Source organism: Kitasatospora sp. NPDC033851, from assembly GCF_055576085.1.
On sequence record NZ_JBVIRL010000008.1, the window covers coordinates 272,703 to 296,825 of the forward strand.

A 24,123-nucleotide genomic window follows, 5' to 3' on the forward strand; every position below is an offset into this window, starting at 1 on the left:
GGGGAACTGTCGGCGGGCTATCGGCCAGTCGTTGACGAGCGACAGTCACCGATATATCGTCGAACTATCGAGACAGTAACTCGACTGTTTCGGCGAACCAGGAGGTGGGCGCCATGCGCTCAGGAATGCGATTTCGTGGAGAGGGCCCGCGCGGCGGCGGTCGCCGGCGTGGGCCGGGGCCCGAGTTCCGGGAGATGCCCGGGGAGGGCTTCGAAGGCCGGGAGGCGTTCGGCGGGTTCGGTCCGCCGTTCGGCGGCGGCGGCCCCGGGCGGCCGATGGGCGGCCCCTTCGGGCACGGCTTCGGCGGACACGGCGGCCGGCGGGGCGGCCCGCACGGGCGGCGTGGCGGCCGGGCGCGACGCGGCGACGTCCGCGCCTCGCTGCTCGCGCTGCTCAAGGAACGGCCGATGCACGGCTACGAGATGATCGCCGAGATCACCGAGCGGACCGGCGGGGCCTGGCGGCCCAGCCCGGGCTCGATCTACCCCAACCTCCAGCTGCTGGAGGAGGAGGGCCTGATCACCGCCGAGGAGGTCGGCGGCAAGCGGCTGGTCTCGCTCACCGATTCGGGCCGGGCCGTGGCCGAGGCCGGACCGGCGGAGCCGTGGGCGGAAGCCGGCCGGGAGGTCGACTGGGAGGCCGTCCAGGAGGTCGGCCAGGCGCTCGCCGCGGTCGACCAGGCGGTCCAGCAGGTCATGCGGACCGGCACCGAGGCGCAGCGCGCCAAGGGCCTCGCCGTACTGACCGAGGCCCGCAAGAAGCTGTACCTCATCCTCGCCGAGGATGACTGACCGGCGCGGGGGGAACCGGGCCGGCGTGACGGGCGGTGCCGCTGCTCACGGGCGGACCACGAGCTGCCTACGGGCGGACCACGAACAGGGCCACGCAGACCAGCAGCAGCACCGCCCAACCGAACCAGAGCCAGCCGTTGGGCCCGATCGTCACCGTGTAGAGGCTCACCGCCAGCAGCAGCACCCCGGTGACCCCGGCGACCTGCCGGTTGTGGTGCGCGACCGCCGCCCGGGAGTCACTGCGCGGGTGTCGTACCGTCCTGGCCATGCCGACCTCCCGGGAAGGCGATGGGGAGCGGGCGGCCCGCCGGCCGGAGGCTCCGTCAGCCGGAAGCCTTGGCGGAGGCCGCCTCGTCGTACTCGTAACGCCAGAACCAGCTCAGGCCCCGAACCTGCTTGGCCCGGACGTACACCAGTGTGCGCGCGGCGACCCCACCGTGCGCGGGGACCGGGACCTTGTACTTCTTGGGCACGCCGAGCATCGGCCCCAGCGGGATCGGGAGGATCTTCCCGTCCAGGGGGCCGCCGACGAATGCGGTGTCCGCGCTCTTCACCCCTCCAGGGTCTCACCTCCGCGCGGGTGACCGGGGTCCCCCCGAGGTGACCGGGAACACCCCGGTGGGAGGGGGAACGGGAGGCCTCGTGAGGGCGGAGTGCCGGGAGTGTGCCCGGGGTGCGTGCGGGAGTGTGACCGGAGAGGCACCGCCCCCGGTCATCCGGAGGGCCCGCGCACCCCTATCCTTTCCTGTACGCCCTCGGGGTTCACCCGGGTCAGCGGGCCCCGTACGGGCCGGGCGAGGCGCGAATCCGCGTGCTCTCCGGCCGATCCGGCGCGGACAGCGTGCTGCCGCGACTTCGTACCGTGACCCGGGCGTCGGCCGTCCGGTGACCCCGGGCCGCGGTCGACAGGGCGCGGACGGCAAGGTCGAGCACCCCCGGGAAGCAGCGGGGGGCGCCGTGCGTTGCGTCGAGTGGTACGTCGAACGCTGTGCCGCACCAGGCACGGCAGTTGCGCGGAAGGGGCCCGATGGAAGCCGGCGGCAGGTGGACGACCTGGTGGCAGAAGCGTGAGCGTCAGCGGGCTCGGGCGGGGGACCCGGACGGCCCGGCCGTAGGACTCGATCAACTGCTCGGCGCGGCACGCGCCGGATTCCCGCTCGCCCCGGCCGCCCACCCGGCCGGCTACCGCTGTTCCTGTGACCGGGTGGCCTGTCCGGCCCCGGCCCAGCACCCGGTCTCCTTCGCCTGGCAGACCCAGGCCACCACCGACCCCGAACAGCTCTCCCGCTGGCTCGCCCGCGACCCGCAGGCCAACTTCATCACCGCCACCGGCCGGGTGCACGACGTCCTGGACGTCCCGGCCGAGGCCGGACGGCTGGCGCTGGAACGACTCACCGCGGCGGGCGTCGAAGGCCCGGTCGCCGCCGTCGGCGAGGACCGCTACCTGTTCTTCACCGCCACCCGCGGCACCCCGCAGGACGAGGACGAGTGGTGGCCGAGCGCGCTCGACTCCACCCCGGACACCATGTCCGAACACCCCGGCCTGCGCTGGCACTGCCGCGGCTCGTACACCCTGCTCCCGCCGGCCGCACTGCCGGACGGCTCCCAGGTGCGGTGGCTGCGCGGGCCCGAGCAGCCACTGCCGGACCCGCTGCGCGTCCTGGACGTGCTGACCGACGCCTGCACCGAGGTGGGCGCCGTCGCCGAGGAGCAGTGGCTCATCGGCTGACGGGCGCTGTGACTCGCCCGCTCGCCTCCGGGGCGCTCTGACCCGGTGCCGACGGTCGGCGCTCCAAGACCCCTCGTTCCTCGGGGCCTCTTCGCTTCTTCCTTTCGGCGCCGGCGCGCCCCTTCGGCTCGGGGCGGGGGCTCGCCCGCTCGCCTCCGGGGCGCTCTGACCCGGTGCCGACGGTCGGCGCTCCAAGACCCCTCGTTCGTCGGGGCCTCTTCGCTTCTTCCTTTCGGCGCCGGCGCGCCCCTTCGGCTCGGGGCGGGGGCTCGCCCGCTCGCCTCCGGGCCGAAGGGGCTCGGGGCGGCTGCCCCGACGCGGGGTCACGGCAGGGTGAGGATCTCCGCGCCGTCCGCCGTGACCACCAGGGTGTGCTCGAACTGGGCGGTCCGCTTGCGGTCCTTGGTGACGACCGTCCAGCCGTCCGGCCACATCTCGTAGTCGTAGGTGCCCAGGGTCAGCATCGGCTCGATGGTGAAGGTCATGCCCGGCTTGATCACCTCGGTGGCCCGCTCGCTGTCGTAGTGCGGGATGATCAGGCCGGAGTGGAACGACGTGTTGATGCCGTGTCCGGTGAAGTCCCGCACCACGCCGTAGTCGAAGCGCTTGGCGTAGGACTCGATGACCCGGCCGATGACGTTGATCTGACGGCCCGGCTTGACCGCCTTGATCGCCCGGTTGAGGGATTCCCGGGTGCGCTCGACCAGCAGCCGGGACTCCTCGTCCACGTCGCCGACCAGGTAGGTGGCGTTGAGGTCGCCGTGCACCCCGTGGATGTACGCGGTGGCGTCGATGTTGATGATGTCGCCGTCCTGCAGCACGGTCGAGTCCGGGATGCCGTGGCAGATCACCTCGTTGATCGAGGTGCACACCGACTTGGGGAAGCCCCGGTAGCCGAGGTCGGACGGGTAGGCGCCGTGGTCGCACATGTACGCGTGGGCGACGGCGTCCAGCGCGTCCGTGGTGACGCCGGGGGCGATCAGCTTGGCCGCCTCCTCCATCGCCCGGGCCGCGATCCCGCCCGCGATCCGCATCTTCTCGATCGTCTCGGCGGTCTGCACCTCGGGCCCGGTGTACGGCGTCGGGGCGGGCCGCCCGACGTACTCGGGGCGCGCGATGTGTGCCGGGACCTTGCGGGTGGGGGACTGGATGCCGGGTACGAGAGCCATGGCCGCGAGTCTAGTCGCCGGGCCCCGGCCGGACGGGCGGTGTGCGGAGCCCCCCGGGCCGGGGAATGATCGGTATCGACCCCAGCTGTGAACGCCGACCGACTGAACGGGAGAACACCATGCCCCTCGGATTCCACCGCAAGCCGACCGGGAAGCCCGGCGAGTGGTTCTACTGCATCAAGCACGCCAAGGTCGAGGAGGGCCCGGAGTGCCCGGCCAAGGACCGCCTGGGGCCGTACGACAGCCCTGCGGAGGCCGCTCAGGCGCTGCAGATCGCGGACGAGCGCAACCGGGAGTGGCGCAACGACCCGCGGTGGACCGACAAGCCGAAGGACGGGGCCGAGTAGGCCGACACCGGGCAGGTCGGTGCCGGGTGACCGACGCCGGGCAGGTCAGCGCGGCTCGGGGGCGGTGAAGTACTCCTCGTCCACGCTCAGCACGACGAGGCGCCGCCCGCCCGCGAGCGCCTGGGCGGCGGCCTGGTCCACGGGCATCGCGGGCCTGGACTCCCGGTCGGCCCAGGCCTTCGTGGCGGCGTTCGGCGCGGAGAGCGTCCAGGGGAAGCCCACACCCGGGGTCGGGGGGCCGCCCGCGTCCTTCCGTTCGTCGAAGGCCAGGCTCACCCCGAGCAGGTCGTGCTCGCCGTCGCTGCGCGGGAAGCCGTACCAGAGTCCCTCGCCCGGCCGGGGCGAGGCGTTGGAGTCGACGGTCAGGGCGCCCTGGGCGGTCATCGCCTGCTCCCAGCGCGATCGGGCCTGCTGCGGATCGCCGCTCACCGCGAGGTACTTGACCACCTGTCGACGGCACTTCGGGGCCGGCCAGTGCGCCCCGAACCCGTCCGACCGGCTGGGATCGACCCCGCAGCCGTCCTGGACGCCCTCGCCGATCACCTGGGCGCCGGAGAGCGCCGGGAGCAGCGTGGCCAGCCGCCGGTCGATCTCGGCGGTGAGGGCCTGGTCGGCGGCGGCCACCTCGGAGGAGGCGGCCAGGGCCGCGACGTCCGGCACCGGCGAGTCGAGCGTGGTGCCGACCGCGGGACGGGCCTGGTCCGCCACCTTGTTTCCTCGCGACAGCGCCCAGCCGAGCGAGCCGACCACGGAGGTCACGACGACCACCACTGCCGCCCACTGCTTCCAGCCCCCGGTCTTCATGCCCGGCAGTCTAGGGCGCGGCCGTCGCCCGCGTGGCTGCCGAGCTCCAAGCACCTGAACACCGTCCCCGCCGCCGGATTCGGCGACGGGCCTACCAGCGGCTGATCGTGGGGGCCGCGGTGAGTCGGGCGGCCAGGTCGGCGAGGCGGTCGAGGGTGGTGCGGCGGCCGGAGGGCTGTGCGGCGGCGGTGCTGACCAGGTGTTGGGCGAGGTCGAAGGGTTCCTCGGCGGCGGTGCCGACGGCCAGTCGCTCGTGGGCGAGCCCGTCGAGGTCGCTCGGGGTGGTGGGGGCGGCGCCGTCGACGGCGAGGACGGTCGCGCCGTGCCGTCGGGCGTCGTGCACCCGCTCCAGCAGCGGGGTGCCGGCCGCCTTCGGGGCGACCACCAGGACGGTGGCGCCGCGTCCGGCGTCGGTGAGCCGCCGCAGGCCGTGCGCGAGGTGGGGTGGGGCGCCGGCCGGTGGGCGGTGCCGCAGCAGGGTGGGTGCCAGCCGGGGGACGGCCGACCAGGCCGCCTCGTCCTCGAGGTGGGCGGCCAGGTGCCAGGGCTCGTACGCCTCGGTGCCGACGAGCAGCAGCCCGCCGGCCCCGCGCCGTTCCACCGAGTGCCGCAGTGACGCGGCGAAGTCCCCGACCGTCTCCCACCAGCCCGTGCCGGACAGCCGTTCACGGAGTGCCGAAACTCTCACCGCGTCCATGCGGGCCAGGATGTCGCGCCGGGCCGGGGATTTGGCAGGATCGGCCCATGACTTCCCTCGATTCAGCGACAAACCCGGCCCATGAGCTGCCGGACGTCTCGCAGCTGGTGGTCGGTGTCCTCGGCGGCACCGGTGACCAGGGGCGTGGTTTGGCCCTGCGGCTGGCCAAGGCCGGCCAGCAGGTGATCATCGGTTCCCGGGACGCCACCCGGGCCGAGGCCTCGGCCGCCGAGCTGGGCCTCGGCGTGCGCGGTGCCGACAACGCCACCGTCGCCCGGGAGAGCGACGTGGTGATCATCGCGGTTCCGTGGGACGGCCACGCCGCGACGCTGACCGCGCTGCGCGAGGACCTGTCCGGCAAGATCGTCGTCGACTGCGTGAACCCGCTCGGCTTCGACAAGCAGGGCGCGTACGCGCTGAAGCCGGAGGAGGGCAGCGCCGCCCAGCAGGCCGCTGCGCTGCTGCCGGACTCCCGGGTCACCGCCGCCTTCCACCACCTCTCGGCGGTGCTGCTGCAGGACGAGTCGGTGGAGTCGATCGACACCGACGTCATGGTGCTGGGCGAGGACCGGGCCGCCACCGACATCGTGCGCGCCCTGGCCGCCCGGATCCCCGGCATGCGCGGCATCTACGCGGGCCGGCTGCGCAACGCCCACCAGGTCGAGGCGCTGGTGGCCAACCTGATCTCGGTCAACCGCCGCTACAAGGCCCACGCGGGCCTGCGGATCACCGACGTGTGACCGATGGACGCCGTGTCGACCTCACCCCTGGACCCGCTCCGGAGGTGAGGTCGGCGACAATGGGTGGCGGCCGCAACCCGGCCCGGCCGCACCCGTTTCGTCGGCCGCACCCGTTCTAGGAGCCTTCCGCCATGCCCCGCACGTCCCTGCTCGCCCTGATCGTCGTCGTCCTCGCGCTGGCGGCCGCCGTCTTCTCGCTGACCCAGGGCCTGTGGCTGGGCCTGATCTGGGTGCCGCTGGCCGGCGTGGCCAGCAACGTGCTGTGGCTGAACCGCCGCCGGGCGAAGATCGCCGAGGCCGCCGCCTCGGCCGCCGAGCGGGGCTAGCAGGAGCTGGCTCCGGGCTGGTTCGGGCTGGTTCCGGGCTAGTTCTTCCAGAAGCTGAACAGGTACCGGCCGAGCGTCGCGTAGTCCTGGTCCACGCCGAAGAGGTTCATCAGGTCGTGGACGATCCCGAAGAAGAACGAGTTCACCGAGGGCTGCCACAGCAGCGCGAAGATCGCGAGCATCCCGTACGGCGCGAACGGCTCGACGGCGCGTCGCGTCTTGTACGACAGCCAGGGCTCGACGATGCCGTATCCGTCCAGGCCGGGCACCGGCAGCAGGTTCAGCACCGCCGCGCTGAGCTGGAGGAAGCCGAGGAAGCCGAGCGCGCCGGAGAACGGCGAGATGGTCAGCTCGTAGCCGTTCCAGAACGCGTGCACCGTCGGGTCGTCCAGCCAGCCCGCGCCGATCGGGATCAGCAGCGCCCCCGCGATCACCAGGTTGACCAGCGGCCCGGCCGCCGAGATCAGGCTGTGCTTGAGCCGGCCCTGGATGCGGTGCCGCTCGATCCACACCGAGCCGCCGGGCAGGCCGATGCCGCCGAGGATCACGAAGACGATCGGCAGCACGAAGCTGAGCAGCACGTTGGCGTACTTCAGCGGGTTGAGCGTGAGGTAGCCCTTGGCGCCGACGGTGATGTCGCCGCCGTGCAGCGCGGTGCGCGCGTGGGCGTACTCGTGCAGGCAGAGCGAGACCATCCAGCCCGCGACCACGAACAGGAACACCCCGAACGAGGCGTTGCCGTAGCCCGAGTACACCGCCCAGCCGGAGGTGCCGAATATGGCGAGGAGTACCCAGAACACCGGGCTGATCCGGCGGTCCTCGCTGCGGGAGCGCGGCGTGGCGGCGAAGGTCATGGTGTGGATGCTCCGTGGGCAGGGGGAGGGCGGGATACGGGCCGGGGTCGATCATGCCGGGCGGGCCGGTGACCGGACAAGCCGCTCCGGGTGAACGTCCGAACACCCGGCCGCGTTCCGTCGCGGGCAGGGGACGCCGGGCAGCGGGCATGGGGCAGCGGGCAGGGGGCGCCGGGGCCGCCAGCACAATTGTGCGGCTGTACCCCCGCCGATCGACCAGAATGGTCCGGTGCACTACGGCATCCTCGGGACGACCACGGCCCACCACGACGACGGAACCCCGGTGCCGCTCGGCGGCGCCCGGCTCCGGGCGCTGCTCACCGCACTGGCCCTGCGGCAGGGCCGCCCGGTGCCGGCCGACCTGTTGGTGGACGAGGTGTGGGACGCCGACCCGCCGCAGGACTCCTCCGCCGCGCTGCAGACCCTGGTCGGCCGGCTGCGCCGCACCATCGGCCGGGACGAGATCGGCTCCGGCCCGGCCGGGTACTGGCTGACCGGCCCCGGCACCGACCTCGCCGACTTCCAGCGGCTGAGCGCCGAGGGCCGCCGCGCCCTGGACGCCGGGGACCACGCGGCCGCCGCCGAGCGGCTGCGCGCCGCCCTGGCGCTGTGGCGCGGCCACGCCCTCGCCGACCTGCCGGACCGCACCGGGCCGGCCGCCCGGCTGGAGGCCCAGCGCGAGGAGGCCCGCCGGCACCGGATCACCGCCGATCTCGGGCTCGGCCGGGCCGCCGACCTGGTCGCCGAACTCGCCGAGCTGTGCGAGCGGCAGCCGCTGGACGAACCACTGCAGCTGTTGATGATCCGGGCGCTGCGCGAGAGCGGCCGGACGGCCGACGCGCTGCGCCACTACGAGCGGACCAGGCGCGCCCTGGCCGACGAGCTCGGCGTCGACCCGGGCCGACAACTCCAGTCCGTGTACGCCGAGTTGCTCGCCCCCGCCGCGGAGAAGGAATCGACGCCGGCGCCGGAGCCGACCAGGGCCGCCGCGACGCCCCAACCTCCGCGCGCCGGCGGCAACCTGCGCAGCCGGCTGACCAGCTTCGTCGGCCGGGAGGCGGATCTCGCCGCGCTGCGCGACCTGCTGACGGAGCGTCGGCTGGTGACGCTGACCGGCCCCGGCGGCTCCGGCAAGACCAGTCTCTCGGTCGAGGCCGGTCGGGCCGAACAGTCCGCCGGGGCCTGGCCGGACGGCGTCTGGGTGGCCGAACTCGCCCCGCTGGAGAGCCCGGACGCGGTGCCCGCCGCCGTGGTCTCCGCGCTCGGCCTGCGCGAGATCGTGCTGCACAGCACCAGCATGGTCGCCGAGGTGATCGAGAAGCGGGTCGAGAACCCGGTGCGCCGGCTGGTCGAGCACTGCGGCCACCGCCGGATGCTGCTCGTCCTGGACAACTGCGAGCACCTGATCCAGGCCGCCGCCGACCTCGCCGACGTGCTGCTCGCCGAGTGCCCCGGGCTGACCGTGCTCGCCACCAGCCGCGAGCCGCTCGGCGTGCCCGGCGAGACGGTGCTGCCGGTCGAGCCGCTGCCCGACCCGGTCGCGCTGCGGCTGTTCGCCGAGCGCGCCGCCACCGCCCGTCCCGGCTTCGACCCGCAGGGCGACCCGGCGGCCTGCGCCGAGATCTGCCGCCGACTGGACGGGCTGCCGCTGGCCATCGAGCTGGCCGCCGCCCGGCTGCGGGTGATGACGGCCCGCCAGATAGCCGACCGGCTGGACGGCCGGTTCGCGCTGCTCACCGCGGGCAGCCGCACCCTGCTGCCGCGCCAGCAGACCCTGCGCGCGGTGGTCGACTGGAGCTGGGACCTGCTGGGCAAGCGGGAGCGCGCGGTGCTGCGCCGGCTCTCGGTGTTCTCCGGCGGCTGGCAGCTGGAGGACGCCGAGGCGGTCTGCGCCGACGGCCTCGACGTGGCCCCCGGGGAGGTCGCCGACCTGCTGTTGTCGCTGGTCGACAAGTCGCTGCTGGTCGCCGACCTGGACGGCGCCAGCCTGCCGCGCTACCGGATGCTGGAGACCATCCACGAGTACGCGGACGAGCGGCTCGCCGGGTCCGCCGCCGAGCGCGCCGCCACCGAGGCCCGCCACCTGGCGCACTTCCGTGCCCTGGTCGCGGAGGCCGACCGGTACATCCACGGCCCCCAGCAGCTGCACTGGCTGACGGTGCTGGATCGCGAGCAGGACAACATCCGGGCCGTGCTGCGCCGCGCGGTCGACCTGCGGGACGAGGAGCAGGCGCTGGTCCTGTGCCTCGGCATGAGCTGGTACTGGTCGCTGCGCGGCTACAGCATGGAGGCCCGTAACTGGTACAACGCGGTCGCCGCCCTGGGACCGGACCCGCTCGCTCCGGACGTCCCGCCGCCGGTGCCGCTGGAGCGCGGCGTGCTCGCGTACGGCGTGCCGATGCCCGACGGCGTGGTGGAGGAGGCCCGTCGGCTGCTCGCGATGTACCAGCTGATCGGGCTGTTCGAGGGGAACCTGGACGTGATCGGCGACCAGGACGCGGCCGCCGTCGCCCAGGGGCTGCTGGACGTCTACACCCCGGAGCTGCCGCAGGGCTACCGGTTCCCGGCGCTGATGCGAGTGTTCGGCGCCTTCCTGTCCGGCCGGCCGGAACTGATGAAGGACCTGCTGGACGACGCCGTGCGCGGCTGCGAACAGTACGGCGGGTCGAGCGACCTGGCGTTCATCCTGCAGGTCCGGGCCCGGATGCTGAACGACTGGCCGAGCGGTGCGGATCAGAGCGTCGCGGACGGCGAGCGCTCGCTGGAGCTGTACGAGCGGGCCGGCAACCTCTGGGGGGTCTCCCAGGCGCTGGCCGCCCACGGCGAGAGCCTGGCCAACCGGGGCGAGTCCGAGGCCGCCGCGGCCGCGTACGCGCGGGCGATCGAGCTGGCCGAGGAGCTGGGGGCGCCGCAGGAGATCCCGATCCTGCAGGTGCACCTCGGCACCGCCCTGCTGGAGTACGACATGGAGCGCGGCGAGCGGGTGATCCGGGAGGCGCTGGCCTCCATCGTCTCCCCGGGCACCGACCAGTCCACCACCGGCGCCCTGATGTTCGGCCACCTGACGCTCAGCGGCATCCACGCCCAGCGCGGCGAGTACGGGCCGGCCCTGGCCGAGCTGGACAGGCTCGAGGTGGTCAACGTGGGCGGCTTCGCGCCGAGCGTCGTGGCCGGGCTGTTGACCAGCGCCCGGGGCTGGATCACGGCCCGGGCCGGCGACCCGGACCGGGGCCTCGCCATGCTGCGCGAGGGCCGGCGGCTGCTGCGCTCGCTCACGGCCGCGAGCGGCTTCGCCGAGCACATGACGGTGATGGTGGTTCCCGCCGTCATCGCGGTGCTGTGCACCTTCGCCGAGCGCGACGGGGACCTGGCGCGGGCCGAGGTGGCGGCCGTGCTGACCGGTGCGTACGGCGGGCTGCACGGCCCGAAGGGCGGCTACCTCGACCGGGTCGAGCGTGAGCGTTCCGTCGGCATCCTGCGGGAGCTGCTCGGCACCGAGGCGTTCGAGGAGGCCCGCGCCCGCGGTGACGAGATGACCCAGCAGCAGACCCACGAGCTGCTGGAGGAGTTGATCGGCGAGCAGTCGGGCGAGCTGGGGGACGAGCAGTCGGGCTAGCGGCGGGCGAGCGGCCGGGCGAGCGGTGAGGGCCCGGCCGGCCGGTGACCGTCCCCTGGTCACCGGCCCGCCGGGCCCGGACGACGGCCGGCGCCTGTCCCGGGCAGCCGGCCGCCCTGCCCGCCGCCCCTCCTTCCGCGGAGGGCCGGCGGAGGCCTTTTCCTCGAAGAGGGTCAGGTCCGCTTGCGGAACCGGGCCACCGCGAGCGGGGCGAAGACCGCGGTGATGGCGGCGGACCAGATCATCACGATCATCACCGGGTGGGCCACCGGGCCCTGGCCGTTGAGCAGCGCCCGGGAGGCGTCGGCCAGTGCGGACAGCGGGTTGACCTTGGTGAAGGACTGCAGCCAGCCCGGCATGGTGCTGGTCGGGGCGAAGATCGAGCTGCCGAACTGCATCGGCATCAGGACCAGCATGGACACGCCCTGGACGGCCTGGGCGCTGCGCAGCGCCATGCCCAGCAGCATCGATATCCAGACGATCGACATGCCGAACACCAGGGCCAGGCCGATCGTGGCCAGTACCTCCAGGAGGCCGGTCTTCACCTCGAAGCCGATGCACATCGAGAAGCCGATCAGGATCGCGAAGGAGAGCAGCCCGCGGAGGGTCTCGGCGGCGATCTTGGAGAGCAGGACGGAGGCCCGGCCGATCGGCAGGGTCCGGAAGCGGTCCATCACGCCGGTCTGGAAGTCGCTGTTGAGGCCGGTGCCGACGGCCATCGCAAGGGTGAGGCCGGTCTGCCCGAGCAGGCCGGGGACCAGGTACTGCCGGTAGGTTTCCTGGTCGCCGGCCATCGCCCCGCCGAAGACGTAGACGAACAGCACGGTGAAGATCACCGGCATCAGCACGGCGTCGAACATCGACTCCGGGTCGGCCTTGATCCGCATCAGGTTGCGCCGGGTCAGCGCGCCGACGTGGCGCAGCGTCCCGGACAGGCCGATCCGGGAGTCCTCGACCCGGGCGGGGGCGAGCGTGGCGGTGGTCATGCGACGGGCTCCTTGGCGAGGCTGGGGGCGGGTGCCGCGTCGGCGGGCTTGCCGGTGATGGCGAGGAAGACCTCGTCGAGGCTGGGCACCTTGGTGTCGATGCCGGCGATCGCGAAGCCGCGGCCGCCGAGCACGCCGATCACCGCGGTCAGCTGCTCGTCGCCGGTGATCGGCACCGCGAGCAGGCCGGTGTCGGCGGAGTAGGTGGCGGTGCTGACGCCGTTGTCGCGCAGGCAGCGGGCCATCTCGGGCAGATCGGCCGGGTCGGCCGGGCGGACCTGGAGGGTCTGGCCGCCGACCTTGGCCTTGAGTTCGGACACCAGGCCGTTGGCGATGACCCTGCCGCGGTCGATGACGGTCAGCTCGTTCGCGAGCTGCTCCGCCTCCTCCATGTACTGGGTGGTCAGCAGCACGGTGGTGCCCTCGGCGACCATCCGCTGCACCTCGTCCCAGACCTCGTTGCGGGTGCGCGGGTCCAGGCCGGTGGTGGGCTCGTCCAGGTAGAGCACCCGGGGGCGGCCGATCATGCTGGCGGCCAGGTCGAGGCGGCGGCGCATGCCGCCGGAGTAGGTCTTGGCGGTCCGCTTGGCGGCCTCGGTGAGCGAGAACCGCTCCAGCAGCTCGTTCGCGCGGGTCCTGGCCTCACGGCGGGAGAGGTCGAGCAGCCGGCCGATCAGGTAGAGGTTCTCGTACCCGGAGAGGAGCTCGTCGACGGAGGCGTACTGGCCGGTGAGGCCGATCGTGCGGCGCAGCTGCTTGGGCTGGCGCAGGACGTCGTAGCCGCCGACGTGGGCGGTGCCGGCGTCCGGCTTGATCAGGGTGGAGAGGACCCGGACCAGGGTGGTCTTGCCCGCGCCGTTGGGGCCGAGCACGCCGAGGACGGTGCCCTCCCGCACGGTGAGGTCGACCCCGTCGAGGGCCTTGGTGGTGCCGTACTGCTTGACGATGCCGCGGACCTCGACGGCGTTGCCGGCGGCGGCTCCCCGGTCGTTCGGGGCGGTGGCGATTCGTGTCATGCCACCAGGTTGTCCGCCCCGGCTGTCAGCCCCCTGTCAGCGCGGCGGCGGCCGCGGCGGTCCGCTGCCAGGCGGCTGTCACGCCGCTGTCAGCGCCGTCCGGGCATGACAGCGGCCCCGCTCCGAGCCCTTCGGTTCGGAGCAGGGCCGGACGCTTCGGTTCGGAGCGGGGCCGAACGGCCGGTCAGTGGAAGCTGTGCTCCTCCGCGGGGAAGGCACCGCCGCGGACGTCCTCGTCGAAGGCCCGGGCGGCGTCGCCCAGGACGGCCCGCAGGTTGGCGTACTGCTTGACGAACTTCGGCACCCGGCCGGCCGTCATGCCGGCCATGTCGGTCCAGACCAGCACCTGGGCGTCGGTGCCGGGGCCGCCGCCGATGCCGACGGTCGGGATCGCGAGCTGCTCGGTGACCTGGGCGGCCAGTTCGGCCGGCACGGCCTCCAGCACCACCGAGAAGGCGCCCGCCTGCTGGACCGCCTTGGCGTCGCGCAGCAGCTGGTGCGCCGCCTCGTCGCCGCGGCCCTGGACCGGGTAGCCGCCGAAGGCGTGCACGGACTGCGGGGTGAGGCCGATGTGCGCCATCACCGGGATGCCGGCCTCGACCAGCAGCTCGATCGAGCGGGCGCTGCGCTCGCCGCCCTCCAGCTTGACCGCGCCGACCCCGGCCTCCTTCATCAGCCGGGCCGCGTTGTGCATGGCCTGCGCGGGGGACTCCTGGTACGAGCCGAACGGCAGGTCGGCGACGATCATCGACCGCTTGGTGCCGCGGACGACGGCGGCGGAGAGCATCACCATCTGATCCATGGTCACCGGGACGGTGGTCTCGTAGCCGAGGTGGCAGTTGCCCGCCGAGTCGCCGACCAGCAGCACCGGGATGCCGGCCTCGTCGAACACGCCTGCGGTCAGGGCGTCGTAGGCGGTGAGCATCGACCACTTCTCGCCGCGCTGCTTGGCGGAGGCGAGGTCGCGGACGGTGATGCGGCGGCTGGTGACCCCGCCGTAGAGGGTGGCGGTCGACGCCTGGTTCTGGGCAGGCGAAGGCGAAGAAGCGTTCATGGAACGGACTCCTGAAGGGTTGTCGTCTCGTGGCGCCGTACGGCGTCCCCGGATCACCTCCATGCTTGCACGCCCCGGCGCGCGCGCAAAGAGGGGTGCGTTCGTCCCGGTGCGATCCGTGACACACCCGGGCCCGTCGCCTCGGACGGCGGCCTCGGACTTTGCCTCGTTTTTACGAAACGGGGTCGTCTCGTATCGTATTCCCCGCTACTCTGGTGCGGGGGGTTACGAGACGTTTCCGACTCGGAATTGCCCGCCAGTGCCACGCCAACACGGACGGGAAGACCAATGACCACCGCAGCCGCGCCACCCCGCGTGCCGGAAGCCATCCACCGTCGGCGCTGGGCGATCCTCTGCACCCTCGTGCTCGCCCTGCTCGTCGTCGTGCTCGACAACTCGATCCTCAACGTCGCGATGAAGACCATCGCGACCCCCGCTCCGGTCGGCCTCGGCGCCACCCAGAGCGACCTGGAATGGTCGATCAACTCCTACACCCTGGTGTTCGCCGGGCTGCTCTTCACCTCGGGACTGCTCGGCGACCGCTTCGGCCGCAAGCTCGCCCTGCTGGCCGGCATGGTGGTCTTCGGCATCGCCTCGCTGCTGTCCGCGATGGCCGGCTCGCCCGGTGAACTCATCGGCTTCCGCGGCCTGATGGGCGTCGGCGCCGCGCTCGCGATGCCCGCCACGCTGGCGATCATCATGAACGTCTTCGAACGCTCCGAGCAGCCCAAGGCGATCGGCATCTGGGCGGGCGCGGTCGGCCTGGCCATCGCCATCGGCCCGATCACCGGCGGCCTGCTGATCGAGCACTTCTGGTGGGGCTCGGTCTTCCTGATCAACGTCCCGATCGTGATCGTCGCGGTGATCGCGATGGTGATCCTGGTGCCCGAGTCCAAGGACCCCAACCCGGGCAAGCTCGACCCGGTCGGCGTGCTGCTGTCGATCATCGGCCTGGTCGCGCTGATCTACGGCATCATCAAGGGCGGCGAGCTGGCCGACTTCACCGCCGTCGAGGCCTGGGCACCGACCCTGACCGGTGTGGTCGCGCTGGTCGCCTTCGTCTGGTTCGAGCGCCGCACCGCGTTCCCCGCGCTGGACGTCTCCTGGTTCCGCAACAAGGTGTTCAGCGCCTCCGTGGTGGTCGTCGGCGTGATCTTCTTCGCGCTGATGGGCGTCTCCTTCTTCGGCGTCTTCTACATCCAGAGCGTGCGCGGCTACAGCGCGCTGCAGGCCGGTCTGCTGATGCTGCCGCTGGCCGTCGCCCAGCTGCTGTTCGCGCCGCGGGCCCGGCTGGTGGTCGACCGCTTCGGTGTCGCCGCCACCGCCGCGACCGGCATGGTGCTGGTCGCGCTCGGCTTCGTCGGCTACATCGTGCTGACCGCCACCACCCCGATCTGGGTGCTGATCGTGCTCGGCCTGGTGATGGGCGCCGGCATGGCGCACGTCATGCCGCCGGTCACCGTCGCGATCATGGGCTCGCTGCCCCGCGAGAAGGCCGGCGCCGGTTCGGCCGTCAACAACACCTTCCGTCAGGTCGGCGGCTCGCTGGGCGTCGCCGTGCTCGGCGCGGTGCTCTCCACCGTCTACCGCGACGGGATGTCCGACACGCTGAACCAGCTGCCCGAGAATCTGCGCGACAAGGCCGGCGAGTCGCTGGAGGCCACCCTGGCCATCGCCGACCGGATCCCCGGCGGCAAGGCCCTGATCGCCCCGGCGAACGACTCCTTCATCCACGCCATGCACGTGGTCGCCTCGCTCTCGGTGGGCATCTCGCTGGTCGGCGCGCTGGTCGCCTGGTTCCTGCTGCCGCGCCGCACCGCCGCCCCCGGCGCTCCGGCCGCCCCGGCCGGTCCGGCGGGCGAGCAGGCGGACGCGAGCCGGGAGACCGCGGCCGCGGAGGCCTGACCGGCGGCCGGGTCGCAGGACGGCTCGGGCCGCAGGACGGCTCGGGCCGGACCACGGCTCGGGCCGCAGGACAGCCGAGAGACAATGGCCCTGCCGACCGGTGCACCCGGTCGGCAGGGCCTCGGCCCGGCGGCGGGCCCCCGCCCGCCGTACGGACCGCCCATGACACGGACGGCGCCCGCGCGCCCCGGGGACAGCGAGGGAGAACAGCGGGGATGAAGACGGACACCCCGACCGCCGACACCGAGCAGGACTGCGCCGCCGACGCTGACGCCGACGCCGGCCAGGCCTGCGCCGCCGCACGCCGCGGCCGGCCGCGCAGCGAGGCCGCCGAACAGGCCATCTTCACCGCGGTGGTGGACCTCATGGCGAGCGGCACCACGATGTCCGAGCTCACCATCGAGGGCATCGCCACCGCCGCCGGCGTCGGCAAGGCCACCATCTACCGGCGCTGGCCCAACAAGGAGGCTCTGCTCGTCGACGTGGTCGGCAAGCTGGAGGCCCCGATGCCGGAGCCGAGCGGCGGCGGCGCGCGGGCCGACCTGATCGAGATGGTCGACTACATGCGCCGGCGCGGCCTCGCCAAGCGCACCCGCTGGGTGCTCAAGGCCGCCATGGGCCAGATGCAGAGCCTGCCCGAGCTGCACAACGTGTACCGCGAGCGGGTGGTCAAGCCGCGCCGTGACGCGGGGCTGGACCTGATCCGCCGCGCCATGGACGAGGGCGTGCTCCGCTCCGACCTCGACCTGGACCTGCTCGGCGACCTGCTGATGGGCCCGATCCTCTACCGCAGCATCCTGTGGGACGACTCCGACCTGGAGGACCCGGACCTGGCCCGCAAGATGGTCGACGCGCTGCTCCAGGGCCTCGCGCCGCGCTGACCCCGGGCCGTCGTCGAGCCGTCCTCCAGCAGCCGTCGGGCCGTCGTCGGGCCGCACCGCACCGCCACCGGAGCGTCCTGACGGGACGTGGCCTAACTCACCAAACCGGGCCACGCCGGAACCCGCTCCGGGAGCGTGACGTCTGTCCCGGCATAGGCTGAGCCGGGTATCCGATCGAACCGGCACCGGTCCGGTGCCGCGCCCGTCCCCACGGGCCGGATCCGGGCCGGCGGACGGCACGAGCGAACGGGAGCCACGGAATGGCGCAGGCGGACAGGACCGAACGGATCGCGGCCCCCGGAGGTGCCGACGACTCGGCCCCGGCGGTCCGGTTCGGCGGCCTCCTCGGCCTGCGGGACTGGGGCCGGGACGCCCGCGGCGCCACCACCTGGCGGCGCGGCCTGGTGGTCGCCGTCCTGGCCGGGCTCACCGCCGCGCTGCTCGCCTTCCACGCCGAGGTGCCCAACAGCGTCGGCAACCTCGGGAGCCTGCTGGAGACCTTCCTGCCCTGGCTGGGCCTGGCCGTCCCGGTGCTGCTGGTGCCCGCGCTGCTGCGCCGCTCCGCCACCGCGCTGCTCGCCCTGCTGCTGCCCGTCGTGCTCTGGGTCAACCTGTTCGGCGGCCTGCTGACCGACAAGAGCGGCGGCAAGGGCGACTGGACGGTGGTCAGCCACAACGTGGCCGCCGCCAACACCGACGTGCCGGGCACCATCCGGGGGCTGGTCGCCTCCGGCGCCCAGGTCGTCGCCCTGCAGGAACTGGCGGGCAGGGCGATGCGCTCGTACGAGACCGGGCTCGCCGAGGCCTACCCGTACCACACGGTGGAGGGCACGGTCGGGCTCTGGTCGAAGTACCCGATCAGCGGGGTCGCGCCGGTGGACCTCAAGATGGGCTGGACCAGGGCGTTCCGGGCCCAGGTCGGCACCCCGCAGGGCCCGGTCGCGGTGTACGTCGCGCACCTGCCCTCGGTGCGGCTGAAGGCCGAGGGCGGCTTCACCGTCAACCAGCGGGACGCCAGCGCGCAGGCGCTCGGCGACGCGATCGAGGCCGAGCCGCTCAAGAAGGTGCTGCTGCTCGGCGACCTCAACGGCACCATGAACGACCGCAGCCTGGCGCCGGTCACCTCGCAGATGCGCTCGGCCCAGGGCGCCGCCGGGGACGGCTTCGGCTTCAGCTGGCCGGCGTCCTTCCCGATGGCCCGGATCGACCAGATCATGAGCAAGGGCGGGCTCGAACCGGTCGACTCCCGCACCCTGCCCCGGGACGGCAGCGACCACCTCCCGGTGGTCGCCACCTACCGGTACGACGCGTAGCGCTCGTCTCAGCCGTGCCGCCAGCGGTTGGTGATCGGCAGTCGGCGGTCCCGGCCGAAGTTCTTGACCGAGATCTTCGGGCCCGGCGGGTACTGGCGCCGCTTGTACTCGGCGGTGTCGACGAGCCGCACCACCCGGTCCACCACGGCCGGGTCGAAGCCGGCCGCCACGATCGCGTCCCGGCCCTCGTCGCCCTCGATGTAGCGCGCCAGCACGCTGTCCAGCAGGTCGTAGTCGGGCAGCGAGTCGCTGTCCACCTGGTCCGGCCGCAGCTCGGCGGACGGCGGCTTGACGATGGTGTTCTCCGGGATCGGCGCCACCTCGCCGCGCCGCTCGGCCTCCTCGTTGCGCCAGCGGGCCAGCCGGAAGATCAGGGACTTGTACACGTCCTTGATCGGCCCGAACGCGCCCACCGAGTCGCCGTACAGGGTCGAGTAGCCGACGGCCAGCTCGCTCTTGTTGCCGGGCGCGAGCACGATGTGCCCCTCCTGGTTGGAGATCGCCATCAGCAGGGTGCCGCGCAGCCGGGACTGCAGGTTCTCCTCGGCCAGGCCGGTCAGCTCGGTGGCGGCCAGGTAGGCGTCGAACATCGGGGCGATGGAGACGGTCCGGAAGTGCAGCCCGGTGCGGCGGGCCAGCTCGGCCGCGTCGTCCTTGGAGTGCTCGGAGGAGTAGCGGCTGGGCATCGAGACGCAGTGGACGTTCTCGGCGCCGATCGCGTCCACCGCGATCGAGGCCACCAGCGCCGAGTCGATGCCGCCGGACAGGCCGATCAGCACCGACCTGAAGCCGTTCTTGGCGACGTACGCCCGGGTGCCGGAGACCAGCGCGGCCCAGATCTCGGCCTCGTCGGACAGCCGCGGCGCGACCTCGGCGGTCAGCTGCTCGGTGGGCACTGGCTGCGGCTCGCCGTCCAGCTCGGTGCGGACCAGGTGCAGCCCGTCGCTCAGCAGCAGGCCGTCGGTGTGGTCGCTGCTGGCGGCCGGCAGGTCGAGGTCCAGCACCAGCAGGTGCTCCTCGAACTGCGGGGAGCGGGCGAGGACTTCGCCGTCCGCGCCGACCACGATCGAGTCGCCGTCGAAGACCAGCTCGTCCTGGCCGCCGACCATGTTGACGTACGCCAGGGCGCAGCCCGCCTCGGCGGCCCGGCGCCGGACCAGCTCCAGCCGCTGGTCGTCCTTGTTCCGCTCGTACGGCGAGCCGTTGATCACCAGCAGCAGCCCGGCCTCGGCCTCGCGGGCCGCGGTGACCCGGCCGCCGTCCTGCCAGATGTCCTCGCAGACGGCCAGCGCGACGTCCACCCCGTGCACCCGGACCACCGGCAGCTGGTCGCCCGGGACGAACCAGCGGAACTCGTCGAACACGCCGTAGTTGGGCAGGTGGTGCTTGGCGAAGCGGGTCACGACCTCGCCCCGGTGCAGCACGGCGGCGCAGTTCTGCGGCGACCCGGCCGGGCGGTTGAAGCGCGGCGAGGCGTGCTCGGAGCGCCCGAGGTAGCCGACCACCACCGGCACCTCGCCCAGCCCGTCGGCCGCCAGCCGGCCGGCCAGCTCGACCAGCGCGCCGCGGGAGGCCTCGACGAAGGAGCGCCGCAGGGCGAGGTCCTCGACCGGGTACCCGGTGAGGGCCATCTCGGGGAAGGCGACCAGCTGCGCGCCGGCCTCGACGGCCTGCCTGGTCCAGCGCACCACCTCATCGCTGTTGCGGGCGAGGTCACCGACCCAGGGGTCGATCTGGCTCAGGGCGAGACGGAGATTGGGCATGCCCCCGAGTGTAATCGTCTATCTGACGCAATGTCCCGCGAGGGGGGTCGGTCCAGGGTCGGTCCGAAGCCGGCCCGGGGTTGTTCCGCGGTTGTTCCGGGGCTGTTCCCGGGCCGATCCAGGGCCGATCCAGGGGGTCGGCACTGCCGGACCGGGCGGTGATCGGCCATGATGGGGGCATTCGCCGCCAGGGGTCTTCCGGAGGCCGCCCGGGCGTAACACGAGCGTAAAGAGCAGAGGTGAGACTGTCCCCATGGGCAAGCAGCAGCAGTTCGTGCTTCGGACGCTCGAAGAGCGTGACATCCGGTTCGTCCGGCTGTGGTTCACCGACGTGCTCGGGTTCCTCAAGTCGGTCGCGGTGGCGCCGGCCGAACTGGAGCAGGCCTTCGAGGAAGGCATCGGGTTCGACGGCTCCGCGATCGAGGGCTTCGCCCGGGTGTACGAGTCCGACATGATCGCCAAGCCGGATCCGACCACCTTCCAGATCCTGCCGTGGCGCTCGGAGACCCCGGGCACCGCCCGGATGTTCTGCGACATCCTGATGCCGGACGGCTCACCGTCCTACGCCGACCCCCGGTTCGTGCTCAAGCGCACCCTGGAGAAGGCCTCCCAGCAGGGCTTCACGTTCTACACCCACCCGGAGATCGAGTTCTTCCTGCTGAAGAACCTGCCCGGCGACGGCACCGCGCCGATCCCCGCCGACCAGTCCGGCTACTTCGACCACACCCCGCGCGGGGTCGGCCACGACTTCCGCCGCCAGGCGATCACCATGCTCGAGTCGATGGGCATCTCGGTCGAGTTCTCGCACCACGAGGGCGCCCCCGGCCAGCAGGAGATCGACCTGCGCTACGCCGACGCGCTGTCCACCGCCGACAACATCATGACCTTCCGGCTGGTCATGAAGGAGGTCGCGCTGGAGCAGGGCGTGCACGCGAGCTTCATGCCCAAGCCCTTCTCCGAGCACCCCGGCAGCGGCATGCACACCCACCTCTCGCTGTTCGAGGGCGACCGCAACGCCTTCCACGAGTCCGGCGCCGAGTACCAGCTCTCCAAGGTCGGCAGATCCTTCATCGCCGGCCTGCTGAAGCACGCCGCCGAGACCGCCGCCGTCACCAACCAGTGGGTGAACTCCTACAAGCGGATCTGGGGCGGCTCCCAGCGCACCGCCGGGGCCGGCGGCGAGGCGCCGTCCTACATCTGCTGGGGCCACAACAACCGCTCGGCGCTGATCCGGGTGCCGATGTACAAGCCGGGCAAGCAGGGCTCCACCCGGATCGAGGTCCGCTCCCTCGACACCGGCTGCAACCCCTACCTCGCCTACGCCGTCACCCTCGCGGCCGGCCTGAAGGGCATCGAGGAGGGCTACGAGCTCCCGCCCGGTGCCGACGACGACGTGTGGGCGCTGTCCGACTCCGAGCGCCGCGCCCTCGGCATCCAGCCGATGCCGCAGAACCTCGGCGAGGCCATCGACCTGATGCAGCGCAGCGAACTCGTCGCCGAGACGCTGGGCGAGCACGTGTTCGACTTCTTCCTGCGCAACAAGCGCCAGGAGTGGGAGGAGTACCGCTCCGAGGTCACCCCGTTCGAGCTGCGGAAGAACCTCCAGGTGCTCTGACGGATCCGTCGGTCATCGCGTGGGCCTGGTCCGGTCGGACCAGGCCCACGCCGCTCGTGTGGCCGACCGGACCGCGGTCGGATCCGCGCCTCGGCCGCCTTGAGCGAACCGTCAGGCGGTCCTACGTTGTTGGTGGGTTGGACGGGCGGCATCCCCCGCGCACGTTAATCCGTTGGGCCAATGCGGTTACTCTGCAGCGATGCGAGCCGTGACCGGGTGACGGAGAGGCGTATCCAGAAGGTCCGTTTGCGGATCATCCTGGAGTGTCATGCGTATTCGAATCACCACCCTGGTCCTGTCCGGACTGACCTCGGCCGCCCTCGTGTGGGGTGCCGGCTCCGCGGCCTACGCCTCGCCCGTCGTCGACCACAGCGCGTCCTCCGAATCGGCTGGGGCCCAGGGCGAATGGGTCGACAGCCTCCTTCGTCAGGCCGAGAGGGACAACGGCGACGCCACCGGCACCTTGGCCTTCAGCGGCCGTGGTGCCCTCAAGTCCGGGCCGGTGTTCAGCCAGACCTACCGAACCGACGGTGGCACCGAGATCGACGGAACCTCGGCCGACATTCCGGCGGCGGACAGCGCGAAGCCAGTCGACGTTCCGGCGGTGGACGGCGCGAAGCCGGTCGACGTTCCGGCGGTGGACGGCGCGAAGCCGGTCGACGTTCCGGCGGTGGACGGCGCGAAGCCGGCCGACGCCCCCGAGCGGGACAAGGCGGGCGAGCCGGGCGAGGAAGGAACCAAGCAGGACGAAGTGGGTCAGCCGAGCGAGGAAGGAGCCGAGCGCGGTCGGCCCGTGGCCCAGCCGTCGACGCTCGCGCTCCCCGAGGGCCTGTCGGCCGGTAGCGGCAAGCGCTGCGACGAAGGCAAGCACGGCCACGGCGTCCACCACGGCCCCGGCTGCTCCTGCCGCCCCTGCGAGCACGTCAGCCATGGTGAGCACGGTGAGCATGGTGAGCACGGTGAGCATGGTGAGCACGGTGAGCACGGTGAGCACGGCGGGCAGGAGCAGGGGCAGCACGGCGAGCAGAACCAGTCCCAGGGCCAAGGCCAGCACGTCGACGTGACCGTCACCGTGCAGAACAACCTCAACAACAGCGCCAGCAACTCGAACAAGCAGGCCTCGCACAACGTGAACAAGGTCAAGTTCGTCGCGGAGGAGCGAGCGCCGTACAAGACGGTCCACCTGGGCGGCCACGAGCACGAGGCGAAGGGCGGGCACCACAACGCGGGCGAGCAGCGCCCGGCCGGGCACAGCCACGAGGAGCTGGCCCAGACGGGGAGCCAGGAGGCGCCGGTGCTGATCGGCCTCTCGGCGGCGTTCCTCGCGGCGGGCGCGGCAGCCATGCGGGTCAGCCGACGGCGTGCATGACCGGGACCGTCCCCCGGGGTGCCGGGTAGCGCCCCGCCCGGCCGGTCAACGGCCGGGCAAGACGGCGAACCAGGGGCTGGTGCGCCGGCGGTTGCCGAGTATCGAGTGACGGACGGGCGGTGCGCTGTGGGCGCACCGCCCGTCGGTCGTGCGTCGGTGTCACCGCCTGCGCCCCTTCGAGGGCCCCGCTAGCGCAGCTCGGGGGGCGGCGTACGGCCCGGGTCCACCGGCTGTTCCCGGACCAGGCTGCCCCAGACGGCCATCCGGTACAGCGACGTGTAGACCGGCGTGCAGGTCGTCAGGGTGATGTAGCGGCCCGGCTCGGTGTACGGGGAGCCGGTGGGCACGGGGGCGATGACCCCGGTGTCGTACTTGGAGGTCTGGGGCAGCGTGGCATCGACGCGGTAGACGTACCAGCGGTCGCGGGTCTCCACGACCAGCGGGTCGCCCGGCTTCAGCCGGTCCAGGTCGTGGAACTTGGCGCCGTGCCCGTCGCGGTGGGCGGCGAGGGCGAAGTTGCCTTGGGCTTCCCAGGGCATGGCCGAGGGGTAAGGCTCCGTGTAGGCGCCGGCGACCCCGTCCGCGAGGGTGTCCTCGTCGGCACCGACCTTGATCAGCACCTGGTAGCCGGCTCCGAGGGCCGGCACGTGAAGGAAACCGATGCCCCCGCCCGCGTCGAACGGGGGCGGCGCGGCGGTGCCCGCGGCGCCGGTCGGTGCGGGCGTCGGGGCCGTCGCCGACCAGGACTTGCGCAGCTGCTCGGCGGCGAGGCCGGCGTGCCGGGCGGCCGTGAGGTTCGTCCACCACAGGGAGTAGACGACCAGCAGGGCCAGCAGCACACCGATGGTGAACAGCACGTCGCCGAGCACGCCGACCACACCCCGGAGGGGGCGTCGGCGTGCGGTCGGCTCCCCGGCCGGGTGCTCGGTCGCCATGGGTCGTCCCTTCGGATGGGGGAGCGCAGGGGCGGACCCGGGCGGGGAGGCACCCGGCGCGGGAGCCGCCGCCGGGGGCGTCCCGGCTGGTCATGCGCGTACTCCACCGCGCCCGCGAGTCGGCGGGCAAGCCGACACGCCACGCCGGCGGCCGGGGCCCCTCCGCCCGGCCGACCGGTGACGGGCGGGCTCGACCTGTGGGCCGTCCGGCGG

The 24,123-nt window shown here is 72.9% G+C and carries 22 protein-coding genes; 11 read left to right on the top strand and 11 right to left on the bottom strand.

Annotated features, from left to right (window positions below; all coding sequences use genetic code 11):
* Nucleotides 1-113 precede the first annotated feature (113 nt).
* The gene (locus tag ACZ51D_RS18455) at nt 114-791 is read left to right on the top strand and encodes a PadR family transcriptional regulator (RefSeq protein WP_396287791.1); all 678 of its coding nucleotides are present in this window, start codon (nt 114-116) and stop codon (nt 789-791) included.
* 67 nt (nt 792-858) lie between these two features.
* Here the strand turns inward: ACZ51D_RS18455 and ACZ51D_RS18460 are convergent, their stop codons facing one another.
* Both ACZ51D_RS18460 and ACZ51D_RS18465 read right to left on the bottom strand, forming a co-directional pair.
* The gene (locus ACZ51D_RS18460) at nt 859-1,059 is read right to left on the bottom strand and encodes a hypothetical protein (protein WP_465621649.1); all 201 of its coding nucleotides are present in this window, start codon (nt 1,057-1,059) and stop codon (nt 859-861) included.
* A gap of 55 nt (nt 1,060-1,114) precedes the next feature.
* Nucleotides 1,115-1,345 carry a hypothetical protein gene (locus tag ACZ51D_RS18465; RefSeq protein WP_465621648.1) on the bottom strand — a complete coding sequence of 77 codons (231 nt, stop codon included), beginning with the start codon at nt 1,343-1,345 and terminating at the stop codon, nt 1,115-1,117.
* Nucleotides 1,346-1,818: 473 nt separating this feature from the next.
* Here ACZ51D_RS18465 and ACZ51D_RS18470 point away from each other — a divergent pair, with 473 nt between their 5' ends.
* Nucleotides 1,819-2,520 (top strand): bifunctional DNA primase/polymerase, encoded by a 702-nt coding sequence (locus ACZ51D_RS18470; RefSeq protein WP_360492683.1) that lies wholly within the window; start codon nt 1,819-1,821, stop codon nt 2,518-2,520.
* A gap of 323 nt (nt 2,521-2,843) precedes the next feature.
* Here the strand turns inward: ACZ51D_RS18470 and map are convergent, their stop codons facing one another.
* Nucleotides 2,844-3,689: a type I methionyl aminopeptidase gene (gene map / locus ACZ51D_RS18475; protein WP_360492680.1), complete on the bottom strand. Its 846-nt coding sequence runs from the start codon at nt 3,687-3,689 to the stop codon at nt 2,844-2,846.
* Between the two features lie 119 nt (nt 3,690-3,808).
* Between map and ACZ51D_RS18480 the strand changes: the two genes are divergently transcribed.
* Nucleotides 3,809-4,036, top strand: a complete 228-nt coding sequence (locus ACZ51D_RS18480) for a hypothetical protein (RefSeq protein ID WP_360492677.1) — start codon at nt 3,809-3,811, stop codon at nt 4,034-4,036.
* A gap of 45 nt (nt 4,037-4,081) precedes the next feature.
* Here the strand turns inward: ACZ51D_RS18480 and ACZ51D_RS18485 are convergent, their stop codons facing one another.
* Both ACZ51D_RS18485 and ACZ51D_RS18490 read right to left on the bottom strand, forming a co-directional pair.
* Nucleotides 4,082-4,840 (bottom strand): hypothetical protein, encoded by a 759-nt coding sequence (locus ACZ51D_RS18485; protein ID WP_360492674.1) that lies wholly within the window; start codon nt 4,838-4,840, stop codon nt 4,082-4,084.
* Between the two features lie 91 nt (nt 4,841-4,931).
* Nucleotides 4,932-5,537, bottom strand: a complete 606-nt coding sequence (locus tag ACZ51D_RS18490; RefSeq protein WP_465662833.1) for a hypothetical protein — start codon at nt 5,535-5,537, stop codon at nt 4,932-4,934.
* A 47-nt stretch (nt 5,538-5,584) separates the two neighbouring features.
* Between ACZ51D_RS18490 and npdG the strand changes: the two genes are divergently transcribed.
* Both npdG and ACZ51D_RS18500 read left to right on the top strand, forming a co-directional pair.
* Nucleotides 5,585-6,277, top strand: a complete 693-nt coding sequence (npdG, locus tag ACZ51D_RS18495; protein ID WP_465662835.1) for an NADPH-dependent F420 reductase — start codon at nt 5,585-5,587, stop codon at nt 6,275-6,277.
* 131 nt (nt 6,278-6,408) lie between these two features.
* Nucleotides 6,409-6,603, top strand: coding sequence for a hypothetical protein (locus ACZ51D_RS18500; protein WP_360492665.1), 195 nt, complete (start codon nt 6,409-6,411; stop codon nt 6,601-6,603).
* Nucleotides 6,604-6,641: 38 nt separating this feature from the next.
* Here ACZ51D_RS18500 and ACZ51D_RS18505 read toward each other — a convergent pair whose 3' ends face one another.
* Nucleotides 6,642-7,457 (bottom strand): site-2 protease family protein, encoded by an 816-nt coding sequence (locus ACZ51D_RS18505; RefSeq protein WP_465621640.1) that lies wholly within the window; start codon nt 7,455-7,457, stop codon nt 6,642-6,644.
* A 229-nt stretch (nt 7,458-7,686) separates the two neighbouring features.
* On the opposite strand from ACZ51D_RS18505, the gene ACZ51D_RS18510 reads away from it, so the two are divergent.
* Entirely contained in the window at nt 7,687-11,073 is a 3,387-nt protein-coding gene (locus tag ACZ51D_RS18510; protein ID WP_465662837.1) for an AfsR/SARP family transcriptional regulator, read from the top strand.
* A gap of 173 nt (nt 11,074-11,246) precedes the next feature.
* Here the strand turns inward: ACZ51D_RS18510 and ACZ51D_RS18515 are convergent, their stop codons facing one another.
* The 3 genes from ACZ51D_RS18515 to panB form a co-directional block, all read right to left on the bottom strand.
* Entirely contained in the window at nt 11,247-12,059 is an 813-nt protein-coding gene (locus ACZ51D_RS18515; protein WP_465621637.1) for an ABC transporter permease, read from the bottom strand.
* Nucleotides 12,056-13,075: an ATP-binding cassette domain-containing protein gene (locus ACZ51D_RS18520; protein ID WP_465662839.1), complete on the bottom strand. Its 1,020-nt coding sequence runs from the start codon at nt 13,073-13,075 to the stop codon at nt 12,056-12,058. Before ACZ51D_RS18520 ends, ACZ51D_RS18515 begins: the two co-directional genes overlap by 4 nt.
* A 184-nt stretch (nt 13,076-13,259) precedes the next feature.
* Nucleotides 13,260-14,129 carry a 3-methyl-2-oxobutanoate hydroxymethyltransferase gene (panB, locus tag ACZ51D_RS18525; protein WP_465621633.1) on the bottom strand — a complete coding sequence of 290 codons (870 nt, stop codon included), beginning with the start codon at nt 14,127-14,129 and terminating at the stop codon, nt 13,260-13,262.
* Nucleotides 14,130-14,417: 288 nt separating this feature from the next.
* Between panB and ACZ51D_RS18530 the strand changes: the two genes are divergently transcribed.
* The 3 genes from ACZ51D_RS18530 to ACZ51D_RS18540 all read left to right on the top strand — a co-directional run bounded on the left by ACZ51D_RS18530 (nt 14,418) and on the right by ACZ51D_RS18540 (nt 18,228).
* Nucleotides 14,418-16,034: an MFS transporter gene (locus ACZ51D_RS18530; RefSeq protein WP_465621631.1), complete on the top strand. Its 1,617-nt coding sequence runs from the start codon at nt 14,418-14,420 to the stop codon at nt 16,032-16,034.
* A gap of 215 nt (nt 16,035-16,249) precedes the next feature.
* Nucleotides 16,250-16,915, top strand: coding sequence for a TetR/AcrR family transcriptional regulator (locus ACZ51D_RS18535; RefSeq protein WP_465621629.1), 666 nt, complete (start codon nt 16,250-16,252; stop codon nt 16,913-16,915).
* 260 nt (nt 16,916-17,175) lie between these two features.
* A complete protein-coding gene (locus tag ACZ51D_RS18540) occupies nt 17,176-18,228 on the top strand; it encodes an endonuclease/exonuclease/phosphatase family protein (protein ID WP_465621627.1) in 1,053 nt (350 codons plus the stop codon).
* 8 nt (nt 18,229-18,236) lie between these two features.
* On the opposite strand, the gene ACZ51D_RS18545 is transcribed toward ACZ51D_RS18540, so the two are convergent.
* Nucleotides 18,237-19,991, bottom strand: a complete 1,755-nt coding sequence (locus ACZ51D_RS18545) for an NAD+ synthase (protein ID WP_465621625.1) — start codon at nt 19,989-19,991, stop codon at nt 18,237-18,239.
* Nucleotides 19,992-20,244: 253 nt separating this feature from the next.
* Between ACZ51D_RS18545 and glnA the strand changes: the two genes are divergently transcribed.
* On the top strand, nt 20,245-21,606 hold the full coding sequence (glnA, locus tag ACZ51D_RS18550) for a type I glutamate--ammonia ligase (RefSeq protein ID WP_465621622.1): 1,362 nt from the start codon (nt 20,245-20,247) through the stop codon (nt 21,604-21,606).
* 268 nt (nt 21,607-21,874) lie between these two features.
* Nucleotides 21,875-22,975: a hypothetical protein gene (locus ACZ51D_RS18555; RefSeq protein ID WP_465621620.1), complete on the top strand. Its 1,101-nt coding sequence runs from the start codon at nt 21,875-21,877 to the stop codon at nt 22,973-22,975.
* Nucleotides 22,976-23,163: 188 nt separating this feature from the next.
* Here ACZ51D_RS18555 and ACZ51D_RS18560 read toward each other — a convergent pair whose 3' ends face one another.
* Nucleotides 23,164-23,910: a class E sortase gene (locus tag ACZ51D_RS18560; RefSeq protein WP_465621618.1), complete on the bottom strand. Its 747-nt coding sequence runs from the start codon at nt 23,908-23,910 to the stop codon at nt 23,164-23,166.
* Nucleotides 23,911-24,123: the final 213 nt, after the last annotated feature.